At 43.9% G+C, this 22,917-nt stretch carries 17 protein-coding genes; 8 read left to right on the top strand and 9 right to left on the bottom strand.

The genetic code is table 11. The features are described 5' to 3' along the window. Positions 1-5 precede the first annotated feature (5 nt). Positions 6-878 carry a c-type cytochrome gene (locus ABXT42_RS10965; protein ID WP_443628180.1) on the top strand — a complete coding sequence of 291 codons (873 nt, stop codon included), beginning with the start codon at positions 6-8 and terminating at the stop codon, positions 876-878. A gap of 140 nt (positions 879-1,018) precedes the next feature. Continuing rightward, complete coding sequence (locus ABXT42_RS10960) at positions 1,019-3,277, top strand: heavy metal translocating P-type ATPase (RefSeq protein ID WP_443628179.1); 2,259 nt, start codon at positions 1,019-1,021, stop codon at positions 3,275-3,277. On the opposite strand, the gene ABXT42_RS10955 is transcribed toward ABXT42_RS10960, so the two are convergent. Then, positions 3,278-4,195, bottom strand: a complete 918-nt coding sequence (locus ABXT42_RS10955) for a DMT family transporter (protein WP_443628178.1) — start codon at positions 4,193-4,195, stop codon at positions 3,278-3,280. Then, positions 4,192-4,626 (bottom strand): c-type cytochrome, encoded by a 435-nt coding sequence (locus tag ABXT42_RS10950; RefSeq protein WP_443628177.1) that lies wholly within the window; start codon positions 4,624-4,626, stop codon positions 4,192-4,194. The genes ABXT42_RS10955 and ABXT42_RS10950 overlap by 4 nt, the downstream gene beginning before the upstream one ends. A 154-nt stretch (positions 4,627-4,780) precedes the next feature. Here ABXT42_RS10950 and ABXT42_RS10945 point away from each other — a divergent pair, with 154 nt between their 5' ends. Genes ABXT42_RS10945 through ABXT42_RS10935 form a run of 3 tightly spaced genes read left to right on the top strand, consistent with a single transcriptional unit; the run spans position 4,781 to position 7,653 of the window. Then, a complete protein-coding gene (locus tag ABXT42_RS10945; protein WP_443628176.1) occupies positions 4,781-5,179 on the top strand; it encodes a GtrA family protein in 399 nt (132 codons plus the stop codon). Next, positions 5,169-6,218 carry a glycosyltransferase family 2 protein gene (locus tag ABXT42_RS10940; RefSeq protein WP_443628175.1) on the top strand — a complete coding sequence of 350 codons (1,050 nt, stop codon included), beginning with the start codon at positions 5,169-5,171 and terminating at the stop codon, positions 6,216-6,218. The genes ABXT42_RS10945 and ABXT42_RS10940 overlap by 11 nt, the downstream gene beginning before the upstream one ends. Further along, positions 6,202-7,653, top strand: coding sequence for an ArnT family glycosyltransferase (locus tag ABXT42_RS10935; RefSeq protein ID WP_443628174.1), 1,452 nt, complete (start codon positions 6,202-6,204; stop codon positions 7,651-7,653). Before ABXT42_RS10940 ends, ABXT42_RS10935 begins: the two co-directional genes overlap by 17 nt. 82 nt (positions 7,654-7,735) lie before the next feature. Here the strand turns inward: ABXT42_RS10935 and torT are convergent, their stop codons facing one another. Next, a complete protein-coding gene (gene torT, locus ABXT42_RS10930) occupies positions 7,736-8,818 on the bottom strand; it encodes a TMAO reductase system periplasmic protein TorT (RefSeq protein WP_443628173.1) in 1,083 nt (360 codons plus the stop codon). A gap of 103 nt (positions 8,819-8,921) precedes the next feature. Between torT and torS the strand changes: the two genes are divergently transcribed. Further along, a complete protein-coding gene (gene torS, locus ABXT42_RS10925) occupies positions 8,922-11,873 on the top strand; it encodes a TMAO reductase system sensor histidine kinase/response regulator TorS (RefSeq protein ID WP_443628172.1) in 2,952 nt (983 codons plus the stop codon). 6 nt (positions 11,874-11,879) lie between these two features. Here the strand turns inward: torS and torR are convergent, their stop codons facing one another. Next, complete coding sequence (gene torR / locus ABXT42_RS10920) at positions 11,880-12,587, bottom strand: two-component system response regulator TorR (protein ID WP_443628171.1); 708 nt, start codon at positions 12,585-12,587, stop codon at positions 11,880-11,882. A gap of 215 nt (positions 12,588-12,802) precedes the next feature. On the opposite strand from torR, the gene ABXT42_RS10915 reads away from it, so the two are divergent. After that, complete coding sequence (locus ABXT42_RS10915) at positions 12,803-13,402, top strand: DJ-1/PfpI family protein (protein ID WP_443628170.1); 600 nt, start codon at positions 12,803-12,805, stop codon at positions 13,400-13,402. Positions 13,403-13,526: 124 nt separating this feature from the next. Here ABXT42_RS10915 and ABXT42_RS10910 read toward each other — a convergent pair whose 3' ends face one another. The 5 genes from ABXT42_RS10910 to ABXT42_RS10890 form a co-directional block, all read right to left on the bottom strand. After that, positions 13,527-15,587, bottom strand: coding sequence for an ABC transporter permease (locus ABXT42_RS10910; RefSeq protein ID WP_443628169.1), 2,061 nt, complete (start codon positions 15,585-15,587; stop codon positions 13,527-13,529). Continuing rightward, positions 15,584-16,660, bottom strand: a complete 1,077-nt coding sequence (locus ABXT42_RS10905; protein ID WP_443628168.1) for a quaternary amine ABC transporter ATP-binding protein — start codon at positions 16,658-16,660, stop codon at positions 15,584-15,586. Before ABXT42_RS10905 ends, ABXT42_RS10910 begins: the two co-directional genes overlap by 4 nt. Positions 16,661-16,799: 139 nt before the next feature. Continuing rightward, complete coding sequence (locus ABXT42_RS10900) at positions 16,800-17,738, bottom strand: ABC transporter substrate-binding protein (RefSeq protein WP_443628167.1); 939 nt, start codon at positions 17,736-17,738, stop codon at positions 16,800-16,802. Positions 17,739-17,838: 100 nt separating this feature from the next. Next, positions 17,839-20,094: a DUF1989 domain-containing protein gene (locus ABXT42_RS10895; protein WP_443628166.1), complete on the bottom strand. Its 2,256-nt coding sequence runs from the start codon at positions 20,092-20,094 to the stop codon at positions 17,839-17,841. A 196-nt stretch (positions 20,095-20,290) separates the two neighbouring features. Next, positions 20,291-21,004 (bottom strand): FadR/GntR family transcriptional regulator, encoded by a 714-nt coding sequence (locus ABXT42_RS10890; RefSeq protein WP_443628165.1) that lies wholly within the window; start codon positions 21,002-21,004, stop codon positions 20,291-20,293. Between the two features lie 342 nt (positions 21,005-21,346). On the opposite strand from ABXT42_RS10890, the gene ABXT42_RS10885 reads away from it, so the two are divergent. Further along, complete coding sequence (locus tag ABXT42_RS10885) at positions 21,347-22,822, top strand: glutamine synthetase family protein (protein WP_443628164.1); 1,476 nt, start codon at positions 21,347-21,349, stop codon at positions 22,820-22,822. The last annotated feature ends 95 nt before the right edge of the window (positions 22,823-22,917 follow it).

Genomic DNA, 22,917 nt, shown 5'->3' with positions numbered 1-22,917 from the left:
ATGCTATGAAGAGCTTTAATCAATGGTCTATTACACGCAGGCTACTTTATTCGCTAGCCTCCATTGCTTTTGTACTTAGCGCATCAGTAGTACTAGCAACACAGCATGGCGAGGTAGTTTCTCGTGGGGAGTATATCTTTCATATTAGTGGATGCGCTTCATGCCACACTAAGAACCAGTCTTTGGCAGGTGGCGTAGAGCTGGAAACACCTTTTGGTGCGTTTATTAGCCCTAATATTAGCCCAGATAATCAGTTTGGTATTGGTGGTTGGACAGATGATGAGTTTGTTAGTGCTATGCGCGATGGCGTGAGCCCTGAGGGTGAACACTATTATCCAGCATTTCCATATACATCATATGCAAATATACCCACACAGGATTTACTAGATCTTAAATCCTATTTGGATGAGCAAGAGCCTATATCTGAACCCACTCAATCTCACCAATTAAGCTTTCCCTTTAACCAGCGAAGGTTATTGGGCATTTGGAAAATGCTCAACACAAGCCCCATGTGGGCTCCAGATGTTAACCAAAGTAAACTTTGGAATAGAGGGAGTTATCTTGTGAATGGTCCAAGTCATTGTGTCCAATGCCATACGCCTAGAAACCTAATAGGAGGTATGCAGGACGCTGGTATGATCGGTAATGAAAATGGCCCTGAAGGAGAAAAGGTGCCGCCGTTATTAGATGTAAATAAATCAGGCTTTGGCCTATGGAATAAAGAGGATATTGAATTTTCTTTGGCCATAGGCATGAAACCTGACGGTGATTTTATGGGTGGAAGTATGAGTCACGTGCTGGAAAACACCACAGGTAAAATGACCGAAGAGGACATAAAGGCCATTGCACACTATCTGTATTCACTCAACAACCCTTAAGTGTTATAGGACTAAAGGGGACTCCCACTACCTTTAAGACCTAGATATGCTACAGCGCTGAGTGTTTTGTGTGCTTGATGGCATATAATGTGCCACTTAATTAAATGAGTGCAATATTTCAATTATAGAAGCTAACTACCATGACTAATAACAAACAAGACAAAACGACACAGTTAGCCCTATCGGGAGTGACCTGCGCAGGTTGTGTGGGGCGTATTGAAAAAGCCCTTAACCAAGCTCCCAATGTGGTCGCTGCCCAAGTGAACTTTGCCACGCGCACTGCAGACATCAGTGGTGGTGATGTGCAACAGCTGATTCAAGCCGTACAAGATGCAGGTTATAACGCCACATTGATAGAAGATCCTGCATTATCTGAAGAACAGCAAACAAAAGAGTTGCAGCAGCTGTTAAAGACTCGGTCTTGGTATGCCGCTGGTGGCGTAGGTTTGGGTATATGTTTGATGTTTTTTGGCATGGACATTGCTGACCCATTTATATTGCGTGCCGTGGGCTGGCTTACCTTGGCCATGATGATGATGACAGGCGAGCATTTTTATAAAAGTGGCTTTAAAGCCCTTAAAACTGGCCATGCCAATATGGACACCTTGATCGCTATCGGCACCAGCGCTGCTTGGTTGTATTCTATAGTGGCAGTTTATCAGCCAACTATATTTCCAGAAAATGCACGCGGAGTGTATTTTGAAGCAGCCGTTATGATTATTGGTTTAGTTAACTTAGGCCAAGTATTAGAGATGCGTGCACGCCTTAAAACCCAATCTAGCCTCAAAAACTTACTTGGTCTGCGCCCAACACACGCCTATTTGGTGGGCAGTAGTGAGGGGGAAAGTGAAGAGATGGTTAATATACTTCAAGTAAAAGTAGGAGACTTTTTACGTATTAAGCCAGGCGATCGTGTACCTGTGGATGGTGTGGTAACCCAGGGACAAAGCTATGTTGATGAATCGATGCTCACAGGCGAACCCATGCCGGTGTTAAAAAACATAGGTGATGATTTGGTGTCAGGCACTATTAATGGCCAAGGCAGCGTAATCTATGAAGCCACAAGAGTAGGTGCAGATACAGCGTTAGCGCGCATTGTAGAGATGGTAAGAAAAGCACAAAATAGTAAACCTGCCATTAGTCAGCTAGCAGATAAAGTGGCTGCTATTTTTGTACCAGTGGTGATAGTTATTGCTGTGATAACGGCCCTTTCATGGACTTTTTTTGGCCCCCAGCCTGCCCTTACATACAGTTTTGTAACCGCTATATCAGTGCTTATTATAGCTTGCCCATGCGCATTAGGTTTAGCCACGCCTATTTCGGTGATGATCGGTATCGGCAAAGCTGCACAAATGGGCGTATTAGTGCGCAATGCACAATCACTGCAACAAGCCAGTAATATAGATTGGGTGGTGTTGGATAAAACTGGAACCATTACTCAAGGGCACCCTAGTGTTGAAGACTTTGCAGTGTTTAATAATGCAGACCCCATGCATACATTGGAACTTGCTCAAGCTATAGAGCAAGCATCACAGCACCCTATTGCAAAGTCGATAGTGACCTATTGTCACAGTGTCTTGCCGGACGCTTCAGCCTCATTAGCACCTAAGGTGGAAAGTTTCGTTTCTGTTTCTGGTCTAGGAGTGGAGGGGGTGATGGAGATGGAAGGCATGAAAAATGGTGAGTTCACTATGGGTAATGTGAAACTCATGGACACTAAAAATGTAGACCTTGGTGCTGCAAAAGAGTGGTTAGCGATACAACAAACTAAAGGTAGGAGTTTGGTATTAGTTGCTCATCAAGGGGCACTAATAGGTGGATTTGGGCTTGAAGATGCCGTGCAGCCAGATAGTGCCGATGCTATAAAACGACTTAAATCACAAGGCATTAAAGTCATGATGCTAACAGGCGACAACCAAGCTACAGCAATGCGTGTGGCTGGTTTAGTGGGTGTGGATGATTATGCTGCGCACTTGATGCCACAAGATAAGCTTAACCATATAAAACACCTACAAGAGCAAGGCAATGTGGTGGCTATGGTGGGTGATGGTATTAATGATGCCCCTGCTTTAAGCCAAGCTAATGTAAGCTTTGCTATGGGGCAAGGCACTGATGTGGCGATTGAAAGTGCAGATTTATGTTTACTTAATAGCTCGTTACATGGGGTGGCAGATGCCATCGAATTAAGCCACGCTACTTTACGTAACATTAAACAAAACCTATGGGGAGCGTTCACTTATAACAGCTTAGGTATCCCCATCGCTGCAGGTGTATTATTTCCTTTCACAGGGGTATTACTTAGCCCCATGCTTGCAGCTTTGGCGATGTCTTTATCTTCGGTGACGGTAGTGACTAATGCCAATCGCTTGCGTTTGTTTAAGCCTAGCCTGCGCAAATAGTTAGGCTATTTGCGGCTTTGGCTGGCTGCGGCTAGCGCCAATGGCTTGTATCAAAACGCCTAGCATAATGATACTACCACCTATTAACGTCCAATAGCCTGGGTGTTCATTAAACACAAACCAAACCCATATAGGGCTTAAAATCACTTCTAGCATCGTGAGTAAGGTCAGCTCTGCTGCAGGCACGTGTTTTGAACCTGCAATAAACAACACCATGGCTAGGCCCATTTGAAAAAAACCTAAAGCCAGACAAATGGCAAGATCTGTCCAGCTTATAGCGAAATCATCAATTGCATAGCTGGCTACTAGCATGGAAAAAATACCTGCTATTAATGCAGCAGGTAACATATCTCCACTTTTGCCTCGGCGCATAATTACGGTGAATGCGGCATAACAAACGGCCATCATCAAAGCAAAGCCCATACCGATAATGCCATCTCCACTTAAGGCATTACCTACCATTACACTTACCCCAACACTGGTTAGTGCAATAGCTGCCCAAGTGCGCTTTTTAACCCGCTCACCCAAAATAATCCAGCCAAGTAAAGCCGCAATAAAGGGCGTAGAGCTCAGTAAAAAGGTGACATTGGCTACGCTGGTGTGTAGTAGGGCAAAAATGTTTCCAAAAAATGAAGCGCCCATAAACAAGCCCGCCAATATACTAAGCTTATTGGTGCGCTTTAATGGCGTGATTAGATCACCTTTACTGCGCCATGCCATCACCATCAGTATAGTAATGACTAAGCCAACAGAGCGGAAAAATACAATATGCCAGCCGGTGGCACTATCTATATAGCGCACACCAATGCCAGCAGTACTCCACAATAGACCACACATAATCACCATAATGGCGCCGTTACGATATAACAACCTAGCAGAGCTTGTGTTAGGTGATGAGTAGTTTGGTTGCGCCCTCATGGGTTTGCCTGTGACCAAGCGGCGTATATTGGAGTTGGCCAAAGGCTTTGAGTCCAAGCCAAAGTGGCCATAATTTCTGCTTCACTAAGGGTGTCTTTCCAAGCTGGCATAAGCCCACGACCGTGCACAACAGTTTGAGTTAAATCTGCTAACGAATGGTGCCAAGCATGTCCAGTGCCATTGAGTGGCGGTGCTGGGCGAACTCCTAAAGCATTAGGCTGTGTCCAGTTATTAGCCCCCTGCCCTTTTGCGCCATGACAAGCGGCACAATGGTCTGCAAATAAAGCCTGACCTTGGTTTACTTGCCCTTGGGTGTACCACTTGTCAAGGTCAGAATGAGAACTACTTTGCTTGGCTAAATAGGCATAAGTGCCAAACACCGCAACCACGGCCAAACAAGCAATCAATAATAAATTTTGAGTTCTACTCATGGGCTAGCGCCTACTGTTCAAATCATATGGCCGCACTATATACTAAGGGGCTGATTAAGGTCTATGCTAGTGCATTGATTCATTGTTCTAAGTAGGGAATTATTTTATAATTTTGCACTCTTAGACATTGTCCTATTTACACTTGGCCCCTTAAATGGCAAACGTAGCATCGCTGTTAACTCTTGTTAAATTAGTTCTTCGCTTTTTGATCAGTGGCGGCATTGCTACTGCAGTGCATTGGGGTGTGTTTTGGGGCTTACTCACCTTGCAAATAGAAGCTGTTTTGGCCTCTAGTATCGGTGCTTTTATAGGCGCTATTGTGAATTATTTTTTACAATACTTTTTCACCTTTAAAACCAAGCGACAGCATAAAAAAGCGCTATTGGCATACACGCCTGCGGTGTTGATTAGTTGGCTGTTGAACTTGGGATTTTTCTACAGTCTTTATGGTGGGTTATTTTCAGATCCATTAATTGCACAAGTAGTGACCACAGGGGTGGTTATGGTGGTTAATTTCTTGTTATATAAAAAGGTTGTATTTCGTGCAAAATAACACAACTAACCAAACCTTTGACGTGGGTCAAAGTGCTGCCACACCAATTATTTCACTGATTATTCCTGTATATAATGAAATAGACGTATTGCCGCTATTATTTGAGCGAGTAAGAAAGGTGATGCAGCAGGTTAATTTGCCCTATGAAATGGTCATGGTAGATGATGGTAGTAAAGATGCTAGCTCCCAGTACCTTATCGAACAGGCGCAAAATGATGAATGTGTAAAAGCTTTGATTTTGTCCCGTAATTTTGGCAAAGAAGCGGCGCTTTCTGCAGGTTTAGAGCATGCCTGTGGTGAGGCTATCATTGTGTTGGATGCTGATTTACAAAATCCACCAGAACTCATTCCAGACATGTTGCAAAAGTGGCGTGATGGGGCAGACATTGTCGCCATGAAAAGGCGCAGTAGGCAAGGGGAGTCGCGGGCTAAACAGCTAGGCTCATATTTTTATTACCGTATTATGAACCGTATCACCGGGCCCATGAGCATCCCAGAAGATACGGGTGATTTTCGTCTCATGAGTCGCAGGTCTTTAGATTCGCTTAACCGCTTACCCGAGCGCAACCGTTACATGAAGGGCCTATTTGCATGGGTAGGCTACCCCACCCACGTGATGGAGTACGATGTGGCAGATCGTGCAGCGGGGCAAACCAAGTGGAATTATTTCAATTTGTTTGGCCTGGCGTTTGAAGGCATTACCTCATTCTCTATAGCGCCACTGCGTGCGATGGTCATTTTGGGGTTAATAACCGCTTTATTAGGTGGCATATTTGGTTTTTGGATTGTGTTTAAAACCCTCGCGTTTGGTAATGACTTAGATGGCTATCCTTCTATTATTGCCATGATTACTTTTTTAGGGGGTGTGCAGTTACTCTCTATAGGTGTGTTGGGTGAGTATGTAGGTAAAACCTATTTTGAGGCCAAACAGCGGCCACTATTTATTATTCAAGACGTGGTGCAAAAGATAGTGAAAAAATCTAGCAATACAAGCGCTACACCAACAAAAGGAACACCAGTTAATGTTACAACGGACTAATCTTATTTGGTTATTAGGCACTTTGTTATTAGTGCGGATAATAGCCATGGTAGTGGTGCCATTGGCTGATACTACAGAGCCAAGGTATGCCGAAATTGCCCGTTTAATGTTAACAACCAATGATTGGATTACCCCATGGTTTGAGCCAGATGTACCTTTTTGGGGCAAACCGCCACTGTCTTTTTGGGCTCAAGCACTTTCATTTAAATTGTTTGGCATCAACGAATTTGCGGGTCGCTTGCCGGCTTTGTTGGCTTTTATTGCTACGGCTTGGATGCTTTGGCGTATGGCGGTATCTGCAGTTAGTGCTCACGTCGCTGCTGCAAGTGTCGTGGTGTATAGCAGCATGTTGCTTACCTTTTTAGCAGCGGGCACTGTGATGACTGACCCATATCTAGCTTTGGGCACCACGTGGGCTATGGTAGCGTTTTATTTGGCACCCAAAGAAAATGTTTGGTATTGGCGCTATGGGGTGTTTATCGGTTTAGGTATCGGTTTGCTTGCCAAAGGCCCTTTGGCAATCGTTATCGCTGGTGCCCCCATAGGTCTTTGGGTGCTATTTCAAGGCAAACTCATGCATTACCTGCGCACAATGCCGTGGATAAGAGGCACCTTGCTTACTTTACTCATAGCTTTGCCATGGTACATATTAGCCGAGCTTAAAACCCCAGGCTTTATCAACTACTTTATTGTAGGTGAGCACTTCATGCGGTTTGTAGATCCAGGCTGGATGGGTGACCTGTATGGCCATGCTCACAAAGAAGCAAAAGGCATGATCTGGCTTCATTGGCTGGCGGGGTCTACCCCATGGGGACCTTTGGCGTTATTGCTATTGGTAGGCCATATGTTAACAGCGAGCTTACGCAAAACGGTGTGGCATGCGCTGAAACAGCCTGTGGTTATTTATGCGTTATTATGGGCTTTAGTAACGCCTGTGTTCTTCACCGCTGCAGGGAATGTCATCTGGACTTATGTACTGCCTTCTATGCCAGCTTTTGCACTACTTATGGGCTGGGCTATTGTGAAACTTAACAATGGTCAAAAATGGCGCAAGCTTGGGTTTATCTTTGTAATGTGGTTTATGCCCATAGCAGGGCTCATATTTAGTGCATTTATTGCTAACAACAATAACTTGATGAAAACTGAAAAAACGATTGCTGAATACGTAGCTCAACAGCCTCAAATTGGTGATAACTCCAATTGGTCCAGGCTTTATTATCTTGCTCCAAAATTAGAGTTTTCTGCACGTTTTTATAGCCATGATAAAGCTAAACCAGTGAAAATGGGACAGCTGGAAAACTTAGTAATGCAGCAACAAGGTGTGTTTTTGGCAGTGCCTACTGACCAATGGGAAACTACAGTAGCCCACTTTGGTGCTAGACTAGAACCCCGTATAGAAAACATGCGTTTCAAATTGGCTTTCTTAAAGCCTTAGCCATGTCTTACAGCATGAGTAGGGCCTCTTTAGGCTCTCAAGAAATGAGTGACAGCGCTAAATACTACCCACATCGTGGTGTTTAGTTAGTAGGTAATGGTACATTTGAGATGACCTCAAATGTAGGCCAAAACGACGCGGGAGCAAGAGACTTTTTAGTATCAAACTGGCCTACATTGTTTTGATCAATCATCAAAATGTGTGGGCTAAGGTGAGGCTCGTTAAGGGTGCCTTCAAGGATTCTAACTGCTTGGTCAACGGCTAGTTTACCTTGTAGTACTGGCGAATCAGTGGGTGCTGCTAAAATATGGCCACGTTTAATGCCGCGAAATACATTGTGGGTGAAGTAGGTTGATACGATGTCAATTTTGCCGCGTAAGTTGCGGCTCAATAGTTCGCTCACTGCTGCATCTGCGGTAAGTGCTGTGCCTACAATGTAGTCAAAGTCGCTAGTCTCCTCGAAAACCTCTTGTAATAAGTTACGCTGAATTTCTTTGCCAGTGTCTCCCCACTTTACGGCCACTACACTTACACCAGAACCCGCTATTGCCTCATTAAAACCCGCATCGATAAATTGCACCCAACCTGATTCTTTAGGGCCTGGAAACCACGCCACCTTAGCTTCATTTTCGCCTTTGGTAGGGTGGCGTTTGGCAAGGTATTGGCCTACTTTTTGTCCCATGCTATACCAAGACACGCCCGCCTTAGCGCTCACCCCAACGTTTTCAATATCGTTTACAGCAGCAATAACAGGAGTAGTTTCAGCGATTTTGCGAATGCTGGGAGATAGTCCGTTATAAGACACAGTGCCTACGATAATAGCGTCGCTACCTACCGCTGTACAATGCTTAAGCTGGGCAATTTGAGTGGCCAATTGAGGGTATCCACCGGCTTCAAGAACCGTCATGTTTATACCTAGTCGTTTCACTTCTTCCACCATGCCGTAGTTAACACTCAGCCAGTATGGATCTTTAAGGTGAGGGTAAGTTACACACAAATGCCAGACTTGGCTTGCGCTCTTTATGGGCTGGTATTGTAATAATCGTTGTTTGCCTTCGTAGCTAAACGGGGGATCCCAAGCCACAATGCTCCAAGCTGCATGAACACTAGAGCTTACTACTAGGTATAAAAACAAACTGAAATACTGCGTGAAACGAAAAATCATAGTGCCAACTATCTTAGGTTATACATTAAAGGCTTAAAAGCGGCTGTGGTAGAGTCACGGTTGTGGTATTTTACGATTACGCTAGTCTACCTTCTGAGTGCCTATGGTTGTCAACCTTGGTGTCGGCAGTAAATTACTGTTGGCCATGACCCTAACTATTAGTTTGTTATTAGTTGCTGCCGTTATTGGCTGGCAGGGTTATGAGCGGGTGGCGAGTAAACAAAACTCGGTCATTGATGAAGCTATACCTAGCATCATCGTTGCTCATAGCTTAACTGAGATCAATGCCAGTTTAGCTACTGCCGCTCCTGCACTACTGGGTGTCACTAACGAACCTGAACGCAAAAAGATCACAGCCACCATTGAGTATCAACTCCAGCAATTAAATGACTCGTCTACTTGGCTTGGCGGCGCCAGCGACTACCCGTTTGAAAGCCTAGCTTTGCAAAGTATGAGCGTTAATATTAGTAATAACCTAGTGCGGCAAATTAGCTTGGTTAAACAACGCTTGGCCTATTTACAAAAAGCGAACCAGTTACAAAAGATAACTTTGCTGGCGATGACTAAGATTCATGATATTAGCACCTCTTTAGTGGCCAACGCTAACACCATGACTACAGCTGTAGCTTCTAGTTTGTATGATCTGGCAGATGCCAATGCAGGCGCTGCTGGCAACGATGGGCAAGATGCTTTGTATGTGGCTTTTGATCGGCTCATTGAAGTGGACTTGGACCACATGGACCGGATGTATGAGCTGCGCCAACGCTCTGCAAGCCTCATGGGTTTGCTCTCATTACTGCCTAAGCAAACCACACTGTCTGCACTATATAAGCTTGAGCAAGATATCCAGCTCAATATGGCCGTGCTTAAGCGCCGAGTTGCAGAGGTGAATGATCCAGGTCGTCGTCAACAAGGATTAGATTTATTGTTAGTGGTGGAAACTAATACTAGCCAAGATACGCTAAACAATTTGTTTTCATTACAAAAAAGTAGCATCAACGTGCTCACTCAATTGGTGGCCTTAAGTAACACCAATGTTAAGTTAACCAAAGCATTTAATGACCAAGCTGATAGTGCCAGTCGGGCTGCAGGTAAAAAAGTGCAAAAGGCCACTAATGAAGCGCGAACTGCAGTAGCTAATGGACGTAATATATTGTTGATGGCGTGTTTGACGTTAGCTGTAGTTGCGATTGGCGTATTGTGGTTTTATGTCAAACGTAATGTGTTTCGGCGTCTGACTCAGTTAAATCAAGCCTTCTTGGCAGTGGCTCAAGGAAATTTTGATTATCAATTAAAAATTAGTGGATCTGATGAGTTAGGGCGGCTTGCTAAAACGGTTCAAGTGTTTAAAGAAAATGCGCTGGCGCGCCAGCAATTAGAACAGCAACAAGAGGCTGTAGAACTGCGATTAAGGAACTATCAGTCCGAACTGCAGCAAGAGATTGGTATGCGCACTTCCCAGCTCCAGCAGCTAAACCAGGAGCTGCTGGTCACCGCCGGAAAGCATGAAGCTGCACGCACAGAAGCTGAACGAGCAAACCAAGCTAAAACTGCATTTTTGGCGACTATGAGTCATGAGGTTAGAACCCCTTTAAGTGGCGTATTAGGCACCTTACGCTTATTACAGAAAACACAATTAGATCAACAACAGGTAAAATATATTGACCTAAGCCAAGCTGCTGCCGAGGCTTTGCTTGGCATTTTGAATGGCATTTTAGATTATGCCAAAGTAGAGCAAGGTCAAATTCAGGTGGAAAACTTGCCCTACCAGTTAGCCACAGTTGAAGCTAATATGATGGCCTTAATGGCAGGTTCTGCAGCAGATAAAGGTCTAAAATTTGACGTTCATATTGCGCCACAACTTCAACATAAAACTCTTGTGGGTGACCAAGGCAAGGTACAACAAATACTATTCAACTTGTTGGGTAATGCTATTAAGTTCACTTCTGTAGGCCATATCGAGTTACATATAAGCTTAGTTGATGAAAACCTGTCAAACATGCGGTTAAAATTCGAGGTCAAAGATACCGGGTTAGGCATACCCGAAGGGTTGCATTTAACGCTGTTTAAGCCGTTTACACAATATGATGCCTCAACCTCTAGACGGTTTGGCGGCACAGGGCTGGGTTTATCTATTTGTAAAACCTTAGTAGAAGCAATGGAAGGCAATATAGGTATCAGTAACCGTATTGAAAATGATGTTAAACAAGGTGCATTGGTTTGGTTTGAGCTGCCTTTTTGGAGCGACTCAGAATTGTTGGGCTTAGTGCCTAACATTGAGGAAAGTAAGCCCGTTGTGAAAAGTATGGATATTTTGTTGGTAGAGGACAATGATATTGGACGCATAGTGGTTGAAGGTTACTTATGCCATGAAGGGCACAAAGTAACATTGGCCAAAAGTGGATTTGAAGCGGTGGCACTAGCAGATAAAACCTTTGACCTTATTTTGATGGATATCAGTATGCCAGGCATGGATGGTGTTGAGGCGACACTGCGAATGCATCAAGTGCATAAACGCCTAGGCGTAACCATTCCAATTATTGCGATGTCGGCGCATATTTTTCCTCAAGAAGTGGATTCATATCTAAACTCTGGTATGGACGGTTTTGTTGGTAAGCCGATAGATCCAGAAAGGCTAAATGAAATACTACTAGGGGTAAGTCAAGCGCAACAAAGGTTGGTGTCCATGCCTAATGAAGTGAAAGATAAGTTGATTAATGAAAAGCTACTCCATGACGATCTAAACGTATTAGGTAAACTCTGTATGTTAAAAATGGTCAGCCTTTTCATGGAATCGTGCACTTATAACCTTGCCGCTATAGGTAAAGCAAGGCAGCATGAAGATTGGGTGAAACTCAGCGATTTGGCTCATAACTTTAAAAATGCGGCTGGTAGTTTAGGGCTTGAGAGGTTATACCAACTGGTGAACCAGCTGGAAAATCAAGCCAAACACGCCCAACCTACAAGTACGGATCTCATTTTAGAAGATCTACCTGAGCTTGTAAGAATTTCAAAAAAGGCGATAAATAATTGGAGCGCTGCCCACCTAGATTAGTAAGCACTACTCATCTAGACCACTAAAGAGGTAACCTTCGCCATGCACCGTAGTGAATAACACAGGGTGTTTGTAGTCTCGTTCCATTTTGCGCCTCAAGCGCATAATTAACACATCAATAGTGCGGTCATTTGGATCCCAACTGCGATGGGTTACCTGTGATAATAAACGATCACGATTTAGCACTTGGCCTGGATGGGTCATAAATACGAGTAAAAGCTCAAACTCAGCCCTGGTCAATTTTATCTCTTGTTTGTCACGCCCTAATAAATGGCGGCGAGATGCGTCTAACAATAACCCATCAAATGGATAAATAGATTTGTGCTGTATGGGTGTTTCACTATGTTCGTGAATGCGTCGTAACAGGTTAGTTACCCGTGCAAGCAATTCCCGGGGGTTAAATGGCTTAGTAACATAATCATCAGCGCCTATCTCCAACCCTACAATACGGTCAATGTCATCCGTTTTTCCAGTAACTAACACAATGCCCATTTTGCTTTTAGCCCTTACTTCTCGGGCTAATAATAAGCCACTTTCATCAGGCAAATTGATGTCTAATAAAAGCATACTTATGTCTTCTTGATTGATGACAATGCGCATTTCCCTAGCGCAGCTTACCGCGGACACTCGATAACCCTCAGACTCAAAGTAGCCTGCAAGTTTGGTGCGGGTAATGGCTTCATCTTCTACTATGAGAATATGATGAGTCTTCATAAAAGCTACTCTTATTATTATATAAAAGCAGTATAGCAGTAGAGTTGAGCATAAAAAAGACACTGTTTTAAACTAGGCTCATTATAAGAAATAGTGCCTATATTATTGTCTCTTAGCGTCAGTGAGTGGTCACATTTTACAATTTAAAAACGTAAGAATAGATTTTACTAAACAAAATAAGTAACATCAAAACTTAAGCGATAAAAAGGAAAAACATGAATATAGCAATACTTACCTTCGAAGGGTTTAACGAACTAGATTCGTTTATAGCTGCAGGCATACTAAATAGAATGAAAAGCAATGGATGGAATGTCCAAATTACATGCCCTTCAGATACGGTCACTTCAATGAATGGAGTAACAATAAAAGCGCAGCAACCTTTGGAATTTGCAAATACAGCCGACGTTGTGGTTTTTGGTAGTGGTATTTATACACGTGATATTGCTCAAGATAATAAAATATTAGATAGGTTGAAGCTTGATCCATCTAAACAACTAATATGTGCTCAATGTTCAGGTGCATTACTTCTATCCGTATTAGGTCTATTAAACAATTTACCCGCTTGTACGGATTTAACAACCAAGCCATGGGTTATTGAGTCAGGAGTTGAAGTGTTAAACCAACCATTTTTTGCGAAAAACAATATCGCAACGGCTGGTGGTTGTATGTCATCTTCGTATTTAGCAACATGGATAATTGCGAAATTAGCAGGCAATGAATCAGCTGAATCAGCCATTCATTATGTGGCTCCAGTAGGTGAGAAAGAGTCTGCTGTAGCACATAGTATGTCTGTGGTTTCCCCTTTTATTGAATAAAATAAAGACAATGAAATCTAGGTTGAATAATTTGATGGCTATGAATAATGCTAAACATTACGGGTTTTGGGCACAAAAAAGCCAGGCAAAGCCCGGCTTTTTTGTCGTTTAAGTTAAAACTCTATTAATTTAAACCTAGCGCCAGCTTTCTTTGGTTGGCCCACGTACGTAATATTTGATCGATGGCTAGGCCAATGCAGGCCACACATACACCAAGGATTAAGCCGTTACCAACACCATTTCTGTCAGACAAAGACCCTAGTATCAATTGGCCAAGGTCATCGGTACCGATCATTGCGCCGATAATGACCATAGACAAGGCGAAAACCACGGTTTGATTAATACCTAAGGCAATGTGAGGGAATGACATGGGTAGCTCAATAGTTAACCAACGTTGTGCTCGATTCACTCCTGCCATTGTGCCTGCGTCTTGTAACGTTTGGGGCACACTTAATAGGCCTTCTACCGTATAGCGAAGGGCGGGAATTGACGCGTACACAATAATTGCGATGACTACTGCGGTGTCGGTGATACCGAACAGCATCATTACTGGAATTAAATAAATAAACGATGGGAAGGTCTGAAAGGTATCACAGTAGGTTAAAATAAAGCGCGTCGATTTAGCATTTTGTGCACACAGTGTGCCCAACGTAATACCAATAATGCCTGATACAAGTACAGATACACTCATTAGGTATGCGGTAATCAGTGCCCGATCCCACCATGGAGTGAGAGCGATAAAGAGCAAAAAAGCGCCTACGGTTAAAGCAACACGAACACCACCTACAATAAAACCAACGCCCATTACCAGCGTAAAGGTTGCAATCACTGGCATGCCCAAAAATGCACCTTTAACTTTCATTAATACAGAAATGATTAACCATTCGTTAAACCCTTTTAGGGCGAAGAAAAAAGTGTCCCATATCCAGTCCACGCCCGATTGTAAGAAAATAGCAATGGAAATGCCCTTGTTGTGCGGCACAATATAGAGGTAATTAAAGCCTTCAGGGAAAATGAACTGACCCAGATAAGCTAAGGCTATTCCAATAATGAAAACAGCCAAAAACATGAGAGAGTGTTTGTGTTTCTCCACAAAGGACAAGTCGGTAAAGTAGTCAACTTGGGTATTGGCCCACGCCAGTGATAAACGGTCAAGCACAATGGCAATCAAGACGATACAAATACCTATTTCGGTAGCAGCACCGATTTTAAGGCCGTTAAGCGCGATTAATAAATCAATACCTAACCCTTTTGCACCAATTAACGAGGCTAAAACTACCATAGCCAAACATTGCATGATGACTTGGTTTACACCAATCAATATGTCCCGACGCGCGGTAGGAACCAATACTTTGGTCAATAGCTGAAAGCTTGTACACCCACTCATCATGCCAGATTCGGCCACTTCTGGCCCCAATTTTTTGAGGCCAAGTAAGGTGAGGCGAACCATAGGAGGCGTAGCAAAAATAACTGTTGCAATAGCGCCAGCGTGGTCACCAATGCCAAAAAACACCATCACTGGAATTAAGTAGGAAAAATGTGGAATGATCTGTGCCATGTTAAGCAATGGGTTGAGTATGGTCTCAACCGTCTTACTTTTAAAAGCCCATATGCCAAACATTAAGCCAATAAAAACTGAAGTGGGGGCTGCAATCAATACGAATGACAAGGTTTGCATGGCCGGTTCCCACTGGCCAAACAAGGAAATGTAGGACATTGAAAGCCCTACTAAAAGCGCAAGTCCCCGTCCAGCCAATGCATAGCCTAAGATGGTGGCGCCACCAGCAACTACTGTCCAGGGCAATCCAGGCCATTTTGCCCACGGATTTGCTGTTGCCCAGTCCCAGCTGGAAAAGGTGACGATGGTTTTTACACCACCAAGCATTAGTTCACGGATGAATTCGATCAAAAACAAAATAAAACCAGATAACACGCGCGTAATTTCACGTACCACGGGTTTTTCTTCAAACTCTTCAATGTCTGGGTCATACACATCAATGGGCCACCATTCAAACATGAGGTAACTAATAGAGTCATTAATGTACAATGGAAACCATGAAAGTGCGGCTGGTAAACGCCATAAAAGGTTATTATCAGAAGGTACAATAAAATGGTTTAACAGGTAAAAAATCACTAACAGTAAAATAAACTGTAGAGATTTGTACTGCCTAAATAATGTGATCATAAGGCATTTTCGCCTCGATTTTTTTCATTATGGCCAAACAATACATGAACGATCTTGGGGGCGCTAATAGTGCCCACTGTAAGACCCGCATCATCCACTACGGCAATAGGCAGAGTGGCGTTTAAAATCATTTCAGCCACCGTTTCAATAATGGCACTTTTTAATACAGTGAAGTCGCTCAACGTTTCATTTGGCGTATATGGATCCATGACAGATTCAATTTTAAGCACTTTTTCTCGTGGTACGTCTTCAGTAAATTTACGCACGTATTCAGTGGCTGGATTGAGCACGATGTTGGCGGGTGTATCAAGCTGCTCTATAACACCATCTTTCATAATGGCGATACGATCTGCCAAGCGCAGAGCTTCGTCAAAATCATGGGTGACGAATAAAATGGTTTTGTGCAGTACAGACTGTAAACGCAGAAATTCATCCTGCATTTCTTTTCGAATAAGAGGATCAAGTGCAGAAAATGGTTCATCAAGGAACCAGATGTCTGGTTCAATCGCAAGTGAGCGAGCAATACCAACCCGTTGTTGTTGGCCGCCTGATAATTGGCGGGGATAATAGTCTTCACGACCCGTTAAATCCACTAGCTTTACCATTTCCATGGCGCGATCTATGCTGTCATTTGTGTTCATGCCCTTTACTTGCAGAGGAAAGGCAATGTTTTCTAGTACAGTTTTGTGAGGTAATAAGGCAAAATTTTGGAATACCATGCCCATTTTGTTACGTCGTAGTTCAATTAACTGCTTATTATTCATTTTGAGGATATCTTCACCGTCAATGAATATTTCGCCAGCAGTAGCGTCGGTCAACCTAGAAATACATCTAAGTAGTGTTGATTTTCCAGACCCAGATAGGCCCATAATAATTAGCAGCTCGCCAGAGTGAATGTCAAATGAAGCGTTGTTCACGCCAACAATACATCCAGCTTCTTGAAATTTAGCAGCCTCAACCACACCATTAGCTTTTTTTAACATGCTCGTGGCATTGTCACCAAAAATTTTGTAAACGCTGTTGCAGCGAATGACAGGTTCTTTTGACGATGGTGTTGTATCTTGCAAAGACATAGGCGAGTTCTTTTTTATTGTAGATTGCTAAGGCAGACATCTATGGCCAATAACGGCAGGCCACAATGTCAAAAAAATAACCCCTTAGCTTGGGATCAAGCCAAGGGGTTGGGTGCATCAGTTTAAACCAATAGATTAACTACTGAGTCCAACCTGTCCACACACTTTCGTTGTCTGCAAGCCATTTAGCTGCAGCATCTTCGTGGCTCATTCCATCTACGTCAACCAAAGCCGCCATTGAACCAATTTGTCCTGTATTGAACGAAACCTTGCTGTAGGCTGTGTACGCAGCAGGATGGCTCTTAGGGAACTTATAGCTAGCCGCTTTCTTCAACCAACCTTTTGGTGAACCACAACTTCCGTCACCACCGTCTGCAACACGACAACCGTCAGTGTACTCTGGAAATTCGATGAAGGTAAAGCCTTCAGCATCGGTGAAGTTTGGTGTCCAGTTAAAGATAATAGTAGGACGACCTTCCTTCTTCGCTGCGGCTAGCTCTGCCCAAAGTGAAGAAGCGCCGCCGGCAAACTTAACTGTGTAGTCATCAGCTAAACCAAGTGCTTCGATACGTTCTGGCATTAGGTTACCGTGCCAGCTCTGTGGACCTTCTAACCAACGACCTTTGCCATCTGAATCAACTGTAGTAAATACATCCTTACAGTTTTTAAGTGCTTCCCAGTTAGGTAGTCCAGGACATAGATTTTGGTCAATTACCCAAGTTGGCACACCCATTTCTTCTAGGGTTAATGCAGAGTGAGTTCCCGCATCGATCAAGCCACCTTTAGCCATTGCGTTGTAGAATGAGCCTCCAAAACTTGACTGCCACACTTCGTGTGAGATGGTAACGTCGCCATTACGAATAGATTCATATACCGCTTGGCTATCTGCTGGAACATATTCAACGTTGTTGCCCATGCTTTCAAATATGCCACCAATAACGTGGGCCATAACCACTTGGCTGGACCAGTTGTGGATAGGAATAACGATAGGCTTGGTGCTATCTGCTGCTTTGGCTACGCCAGTGGCTGATAGTAGGATGGCAGATGCGCCAGCTATAAGTGTATTTCTAAATTTCATAATTACTTCCTCAATATTATTCTTATTGCTTGATATTGATGTCATTACAAAAACCTTCATAAAAACATCAGCTGTCAAGTGTCAGCTTTTTAATAACAACCTAAGCCCTTACGCGAGACTTAGTTGGATCGTAGTGAGAAATGCCCACCACCGTTGCGGGAATGCGCTTAATATGACCATCTAGCTTGCCCACCTCTACCTGCGTGCCAGCAGTGATGTAGTCGATTGACATGCTGCATAGTGCGATATTTTGATTCAATATAGGAGAGCGAACTCCACTAGTGATAGTGCCCACTTGTTGGCGGCCCACTCGCACACACTCGCCGTGGCCTGCAATTTCTTCACCTTCTAAAATTAAACCAACCAATTGGCGCTGAGGGTTGGCTTTGCGTTCAATCAGAGCGTCACGACCAATAAAATCTTCTTCTTTGGTGTTCAATGGGACTGTGAAACCGATACCTGCTTCAAATGGATCAGTTTGATCATTAAATTCGTAATCAGCAAAAATCAATGCAGATTCAATTCTTAAGTTGTCCAGTGCTTCCAAACCTAAAGGCGTGATACCAAATTCTTGGCCAGCTTCCCAAACGGCATCCCACACCTCACAGCCATCTTTGGGGTGGCACCATACTTCATAGCCACGCTCACCTGTGTAGCCTGTGCGTGACACAGTGACTGGAGCGCCTTGTGGGCCGCCTATGCGGCCATGGGTAATGCGGAATGGGCGTAGGTCTTCAATGTTGGTTTGGTCATCTGGTGTAAAGATCACCTTCTTTAAGGTGTCACCACTTAATGGGCCTTGTACAGGCAAATTGTGCAATTGGTCGTTTGAGTCTTTGATCACTACCTTAAAATTATTTTCGATGGCTACTTTGCGCAGCCATTCTATGGCACCGTCACATCCTCCTACCCAGCGGAAGTTGTCTTGGCCAAGACGAAATACCGTGCCGTCGTCAACCATGCAGCCATTAGGGTAGCACATGGCTGTATAGATTACCTGCCCAACAGCTAACTTGCGGATATTACGGGTCACCGCGTAGTTCAATAAGTTTTCAGCGTCTGAACCTAAAACTTCACATTTACGTAATGGGCTTAAATCCATCAATACCACTTTTTCACGGCATGCCCAATATTCGGCGATAGCGCCGTAGTTACTGAAGTGGTTTGCTAACCAGTAGCCATTGTATTCAACAAAGTGCTGGGTCAGGGTGGCGAAGCGGTCATGAAATGCTGTTTTCTTAGTCATAGTAGAGTCTGCAACGGCGTTTTTACGAAAGGCTTTGCCTTTCTCAAAGTGACTATCTGCGGCATAAATACGCACATGAATGTCTGTGGGATTCCATCCATTGGCTGGGCTAGTATCATCTGGACAAGCAGTAGAGCCACAAATAAGATCTACCTGAGCTTGCATTAATACATAGTCACCAGCCCGGGTCCAAGGCTGGCATGAGCTGTGTTGATCGTAATCATCATAGCCTGTATTAAAGAAAAAATTGATCGCAGGCCAGCCCTTTCGAGGCGCAATACCCATTGGCCCTAGAGCGGCATTTAAATTTTCTGTGCAATTAGTGTGGCCTGGGTAACCAGAGTCATCATAATATTTAGCATTACACGCCAAATTAAATGTGTCGTGCCGCCCCACAGTGTCTTGAATGACTTTAATTACACTCACCTGGTCATCAGTGTAGAACTTGTCATGCAGGCCTGGGCCAGGAAAAGCCGAGGCCATTAGGGTACGGGTGGTCACTGGGCAAATTGGTTTTTCTATGCCTTGTGCCAAGCGTGATGCATCTATGGCAATAAAGTCTGAACATTGGCGTCCACATACATCAATGATTTGGATGTACTCCCCTGCCTTTACTAAATATGCTTCGGCGGTGCTGTTGTGAATACGAATGTCACGACTTACAACCCCCAAAGGTGTTGGTAATTGGTCGTTAACAATCACCCCAGTGCCACTGACTCCAACAATAATATCGGTAGGTGGCATGGGTTGCTCTGCGCTCATGTCTTCGCCAGGGGCAGCAATGAAACATACACAATCTTTAGAAATGGTGTAGCTGTGTTTGCTAAGGGCCTTTGACTGGGCGCCAAAAATTGAAATACCTTGGCAGCTGATATGATTGTTGGAGTCCATCCATTGTCGTAGTGATGCAATGTCGCTGTTCGCTGCTACCCCCAAGCTATTAATAGCAGGGTTACCTTCGTTGTCAAAGGCTGCCAGTTGCACTTCTTGCCCACCCTCCGGGTCGTTTAAGGTAAGCGTGGAGCCAGCAGATAGTTTTAGAGCAATGACATGCTGAGCAGGCACTGTAAAACGTTGTGTCCCATCGTCGCCCAGTACAGGGGGTGGCATGGGGTTAGCGCTGTAATAGCTAAGAGGGGTCATAGTCCAGTGGCTCAAATTATCAATACAGTCGCAATGGCTAGCAACTATCAGATAATCAGAGTACCAACATGATGTGAACAGACTTTGTCTATAGTGTGAATGGAATGTAGTATTTTGTTACTTTCTTTAACAAAATGGGCAAAAGCGTTGGTACAGCTGGGTGTTATCGCACTAAATCTTTTTGCGCTTTGTTTAAGTGTTCCTCCATGGTGGCTTTGGCTGTTTGTGCATCACGGTGGCTAATGGCCTCAAATATGGTGCGGTGGTGGAGGTTATATTCAGCCATGTTCTCAGCGCTTAATACCTTTCCACGGCTTGCCCTCCATAGTTCATGGCGGCGTACTTCATTCACTTGCTCGTAAATCCACATCATTAAGGGGTTATCACAGGCTTGCGCTATAGCTTGATGAAACGCTTCATCGGCAATGGAGAATTGCTCAGCTGTGCGAGCCATCTCTACACGCTCTAGAGCCATGCCTAGTTTCTCAAGGTCTCGTCCTGCAGCATGGTGCACAGCCAAATCTACAATGGCAGGCTCTAACATATTGCGCACTTGCATAAGCTGCATGGGGCTTGTGGTATCAGCGAATTGGCTTGCAGTTTCTTCAACAAACTGTGTTTTTACAAAAGTACCGCTGCCCACTTTTCTTTCTAACAAGCCATCTTGTTCTAATAACGTGAGTGCGCTTCTTAGTGTGCCCCTAGAAACATTGTAATGCGTAGCTAGTGCTCTTTCAGCGGGAAGGCGTTCATTGGCCTTATAAACTTGTTTGCGTATAGCTTCAGAAATAGCCCCCGCTAATGCACGTGCACCGTTTGGTTTAGACTGGCGTCTGTCTAAGGTTTGGTAGTTTAAAGGGGCAGTGCTTGGAAACATGGGGGCCACAGTGTTTGGTTCATATTAGCTTTTAGTTTATCACATATGGTTTGCTTATTGGTATAGCTATTGGTACAAATATATATGCATTTTGGTTTGCTTATGAATTCTGTGGAATTTTAATATTTATTTAACGTTTAAAAAAAACATTTAAAACAACAGTTTAACCATAAATAAGGGGGTTTGTTTAAATATGTTACAAAAAAATGCTTGCCTCATCAATTTCATAAATGTTATACCTTTACGGTGCTTTATAAGAACCTTTTGTGTACCAATTGTGTGTTTATGGTTAAGTAAGCCAAGGTTCTCAAGCCCAAAAAATAATAATATAAGGAGGCATCGATGACAGATTTACAGCAATACGTTGACGCACCAGGTCGAGATGATCTGGTAAAGCAAGTGCGCGCTAAAATCGACGAGCTGGGTATTACCTATGTGTATTATCAGTTTATTTCAGTAACAGGCCGTATTGTTGGTAAAGGTATACCAGCACGTCACTGGGAACGCACCGCCGCTAAAGGTTTCCAGCTTGTTTATGGCTCAACCGCAAACTTAGCAATTGACCGTCATGGTGAATACATTGGCTATGGCCCTGAAGCTTCTGAATTAGTGGGCATTGCAGATCCAGATACATTTGTGCAGTTACCTTGGGACAAGCGTGTAGCGCGTGTGTTTTGTACACTTTTTCGCAACCGTGAAGAACGCGTTAACCCAGGTCAATTTTTGAGCTCTGATTGCCGTGGAAACTTACGTCGTATCCACGAAGAATTTAAAGGTAAACATGGCCTAGAAATGCGCTGTGGTACCGAACCAGAAATGATGTGGTTAAAAAAGGGTGAAGATGGCCAGCCAGATGGTGGCGTTACTAAACCTACGTGTTATCACATTGACCAGTTTGAAGAATTGCGCCCCGTATTTATGCGCGTGATTGAGTATTCTGAAAAAATGGGTCTTGATATTATTCAAGGCGACCACGAAGATGCGCCTGGCCAGTTGGAACTCAACACCCAGTATGATGATGTGTTGCAAAATGCAGACCGTCTCACGACTTATCGCCAGATATGCGCCCAAGTGGCTCGTGAATTTGGCTTGATTGCATGCTTTATGAGTAAGCCATTTATGGGTGTTTCGGCTTCGGGCTGTCACCATAATATGTCTTTATGGTCTGGCGGTGAAAACGTATGCCATCCAGAAATAGCAGGCACAGACTCGCTTCCAGGCATGCCTGGACCATTTACTTATCGTGAAGGTGGGCATAACACCTTTATGCCAGTGCCAGAGATCCATGCTTCAAAGCCTGGGCCTATTGGTTTGCAGTGTATTGGAGGCGTAATTGCTCACTTGCCTGCATTAACCTCGATTGGCTCTTCTACTGTGAACTCATATCGTCGTTTATGGGATACAGGCTTTTGGGCCCCCATCTTCGCAGATTGGGGTTACCAGAACCGCACATGTGCGCTTCGAGTATCTGCACCGGGACGCTTTGAGTACCGTTCAGTAGACTCAATGGTTAATCCATACCTAATGGGTGCAGCACTACTTAAAGCCTTTGATGATGGTATGGACAACGATCTAGACCCAGGTGATCCGGAAGAACGCAATATCTATGCGGCCATGGAAGCGGGTAAGCAAGTTAAGAAATTACCTATGTCTTTAGGTGATGCCATGATCGAACTTGAGAACGATGCAACGATTAAGTCATCAATGCCTGGAGAAATGTACACAGTTTATAGTGGTCACAAAAATGATGAGTGGGAACGCTTTAATCAGACCGTTACAAATTGGGATACAGAAACCTATCTTGATTGTTTGCCATAACTGACAAGCTTTCAGAAAACCCCGGCTGGTAAGGCTAAATAGCCTGCCAGCCAATTTTATAACTACTCTAGAAGTAAATAATTAGGAGATGCGAC

The sequence above is a fragment of the Candidatus Njordibacter sp. Uisw_002 genome, from assembly GCF_047730155.1.
Lineage (GTDB): Bacteria > Pseudomonadota > Gammaproteobacteria > Pseudomonadales > Balneatricaceae > Njordibacter.
Note: the sequence above shows the minus strand (reverse complement) of the source record. Positions and strands in the feature narration are given on the sequence as shown.

Bases quoted from the DNA above. Each gene is read 5' to 3' on its own strand.
- ABXT42_RS10965 (WP_443628180.1), top strand. From the start codon at position 6: ATGAAGAGCTTTAATCAATGGTCTATTACACGCAGGCTACTTTATTCG.
- ABXT42_RS10960 (WP_443628179.1), top strand. From the start codon at position 1,019: ATGACTAATAACAAACAAGACAAAACGACACAGTTAGCCCTATCGGGA.
- ABXT42_RS10955 (WP_443628178.1), bottom strand. From the start codon at position 4,195: ATGAGGGCGCAACCAAACTACTCATCACCTAACACAAGCTCTGCTAGG.
- ABXT42_RS10950 (WP_443628177.1), bottom strand. From the start codon at position 4,626: ATGAGTAGAACTCAAAATTTATTATTGATTGCTTGTTTGGCCGTGGTT.
- ABXT42_RS10945 (WP_443628176.1), top strand. From the start codon at position 4,781: ATGGCAAACGTAGCATCGCTGTTAACTCTTGTTAAATTAGTTCTTCGC.
- ABXT42_RS10935 (WP_443628174.1), top strand. From the start codon at position 6,202: ATGTTACAACGGACTAATCTTATTTGGTTATTAGGCACTTTGTTATTA.
- torT (WP_443628173.1), bottom strand. From the start codon at position 8,818: ATGATTTTTCGTTTCACGCAGTATTTCAGTTTGTTTTTATACCTAGTA.
- torS (WP_443628172.1), top strand. From the start codon at position 8,922: ATGGTTGTCAACCTTGGTGTCGGCAGTAAATTACTGTTGGCCATGACC.
- torR (WP_443628171.1), bottom strand. From the start codon at position 12,587: ATGAAGACTCATCATATTCTCATAGTAGAAGATGAAGCCATTACCCGC.
- ABXT42_RS10915 (WP_443628170.1), top strand. From the start codon at position 12,803: ATGAATATAGCAATACTTACCTTCGAAGGGTTTAACGAACTAGATTCG.
- ABXT42_RS10910 (WP_443628169.1), bottom strand. From the start codon at position 15,587: ATGATCACATTATTTAGGCAGTACAAATCTCTACAGTTTATTTTACTG.
- ABXT42_RS10905 (WP_443628168.1), bottom strand. From the start codon at position 16,660: ATGTCTTTGCAAGATACAACACCATCGTCAAAAGAACCTGTCATTCGC.
- ABXT42_RS10900 (WP_443628167.1), bottom strand. From the start codon at position 17,738: ATGAAATTTAGAAATACACTTATAGCTGGCGCATCTGCCATCCTACTA.
- ABXT42_RS10895 (WP_443628166.1), bottom strand. From the start codon at position 20,094: ATGCCACCCCCTGTACTGGGCGACGATGGGACACAACGTTTTACAGTG.
- ABXT42_RS10890 (WP_443628165.1), bottom strand. From the start codon at position 21,004: ATGTTTCCAAGCACTGCCCCTTTAAACTACCAAACCTTAGACAGACGC.
- ABXT42_RS10885 (WP_443628164.1), top strand. From the start codon at position 21,347: ATGACAGATTTACAGCAATACGTTGACGCACCAGGTCGAGATGATCTG.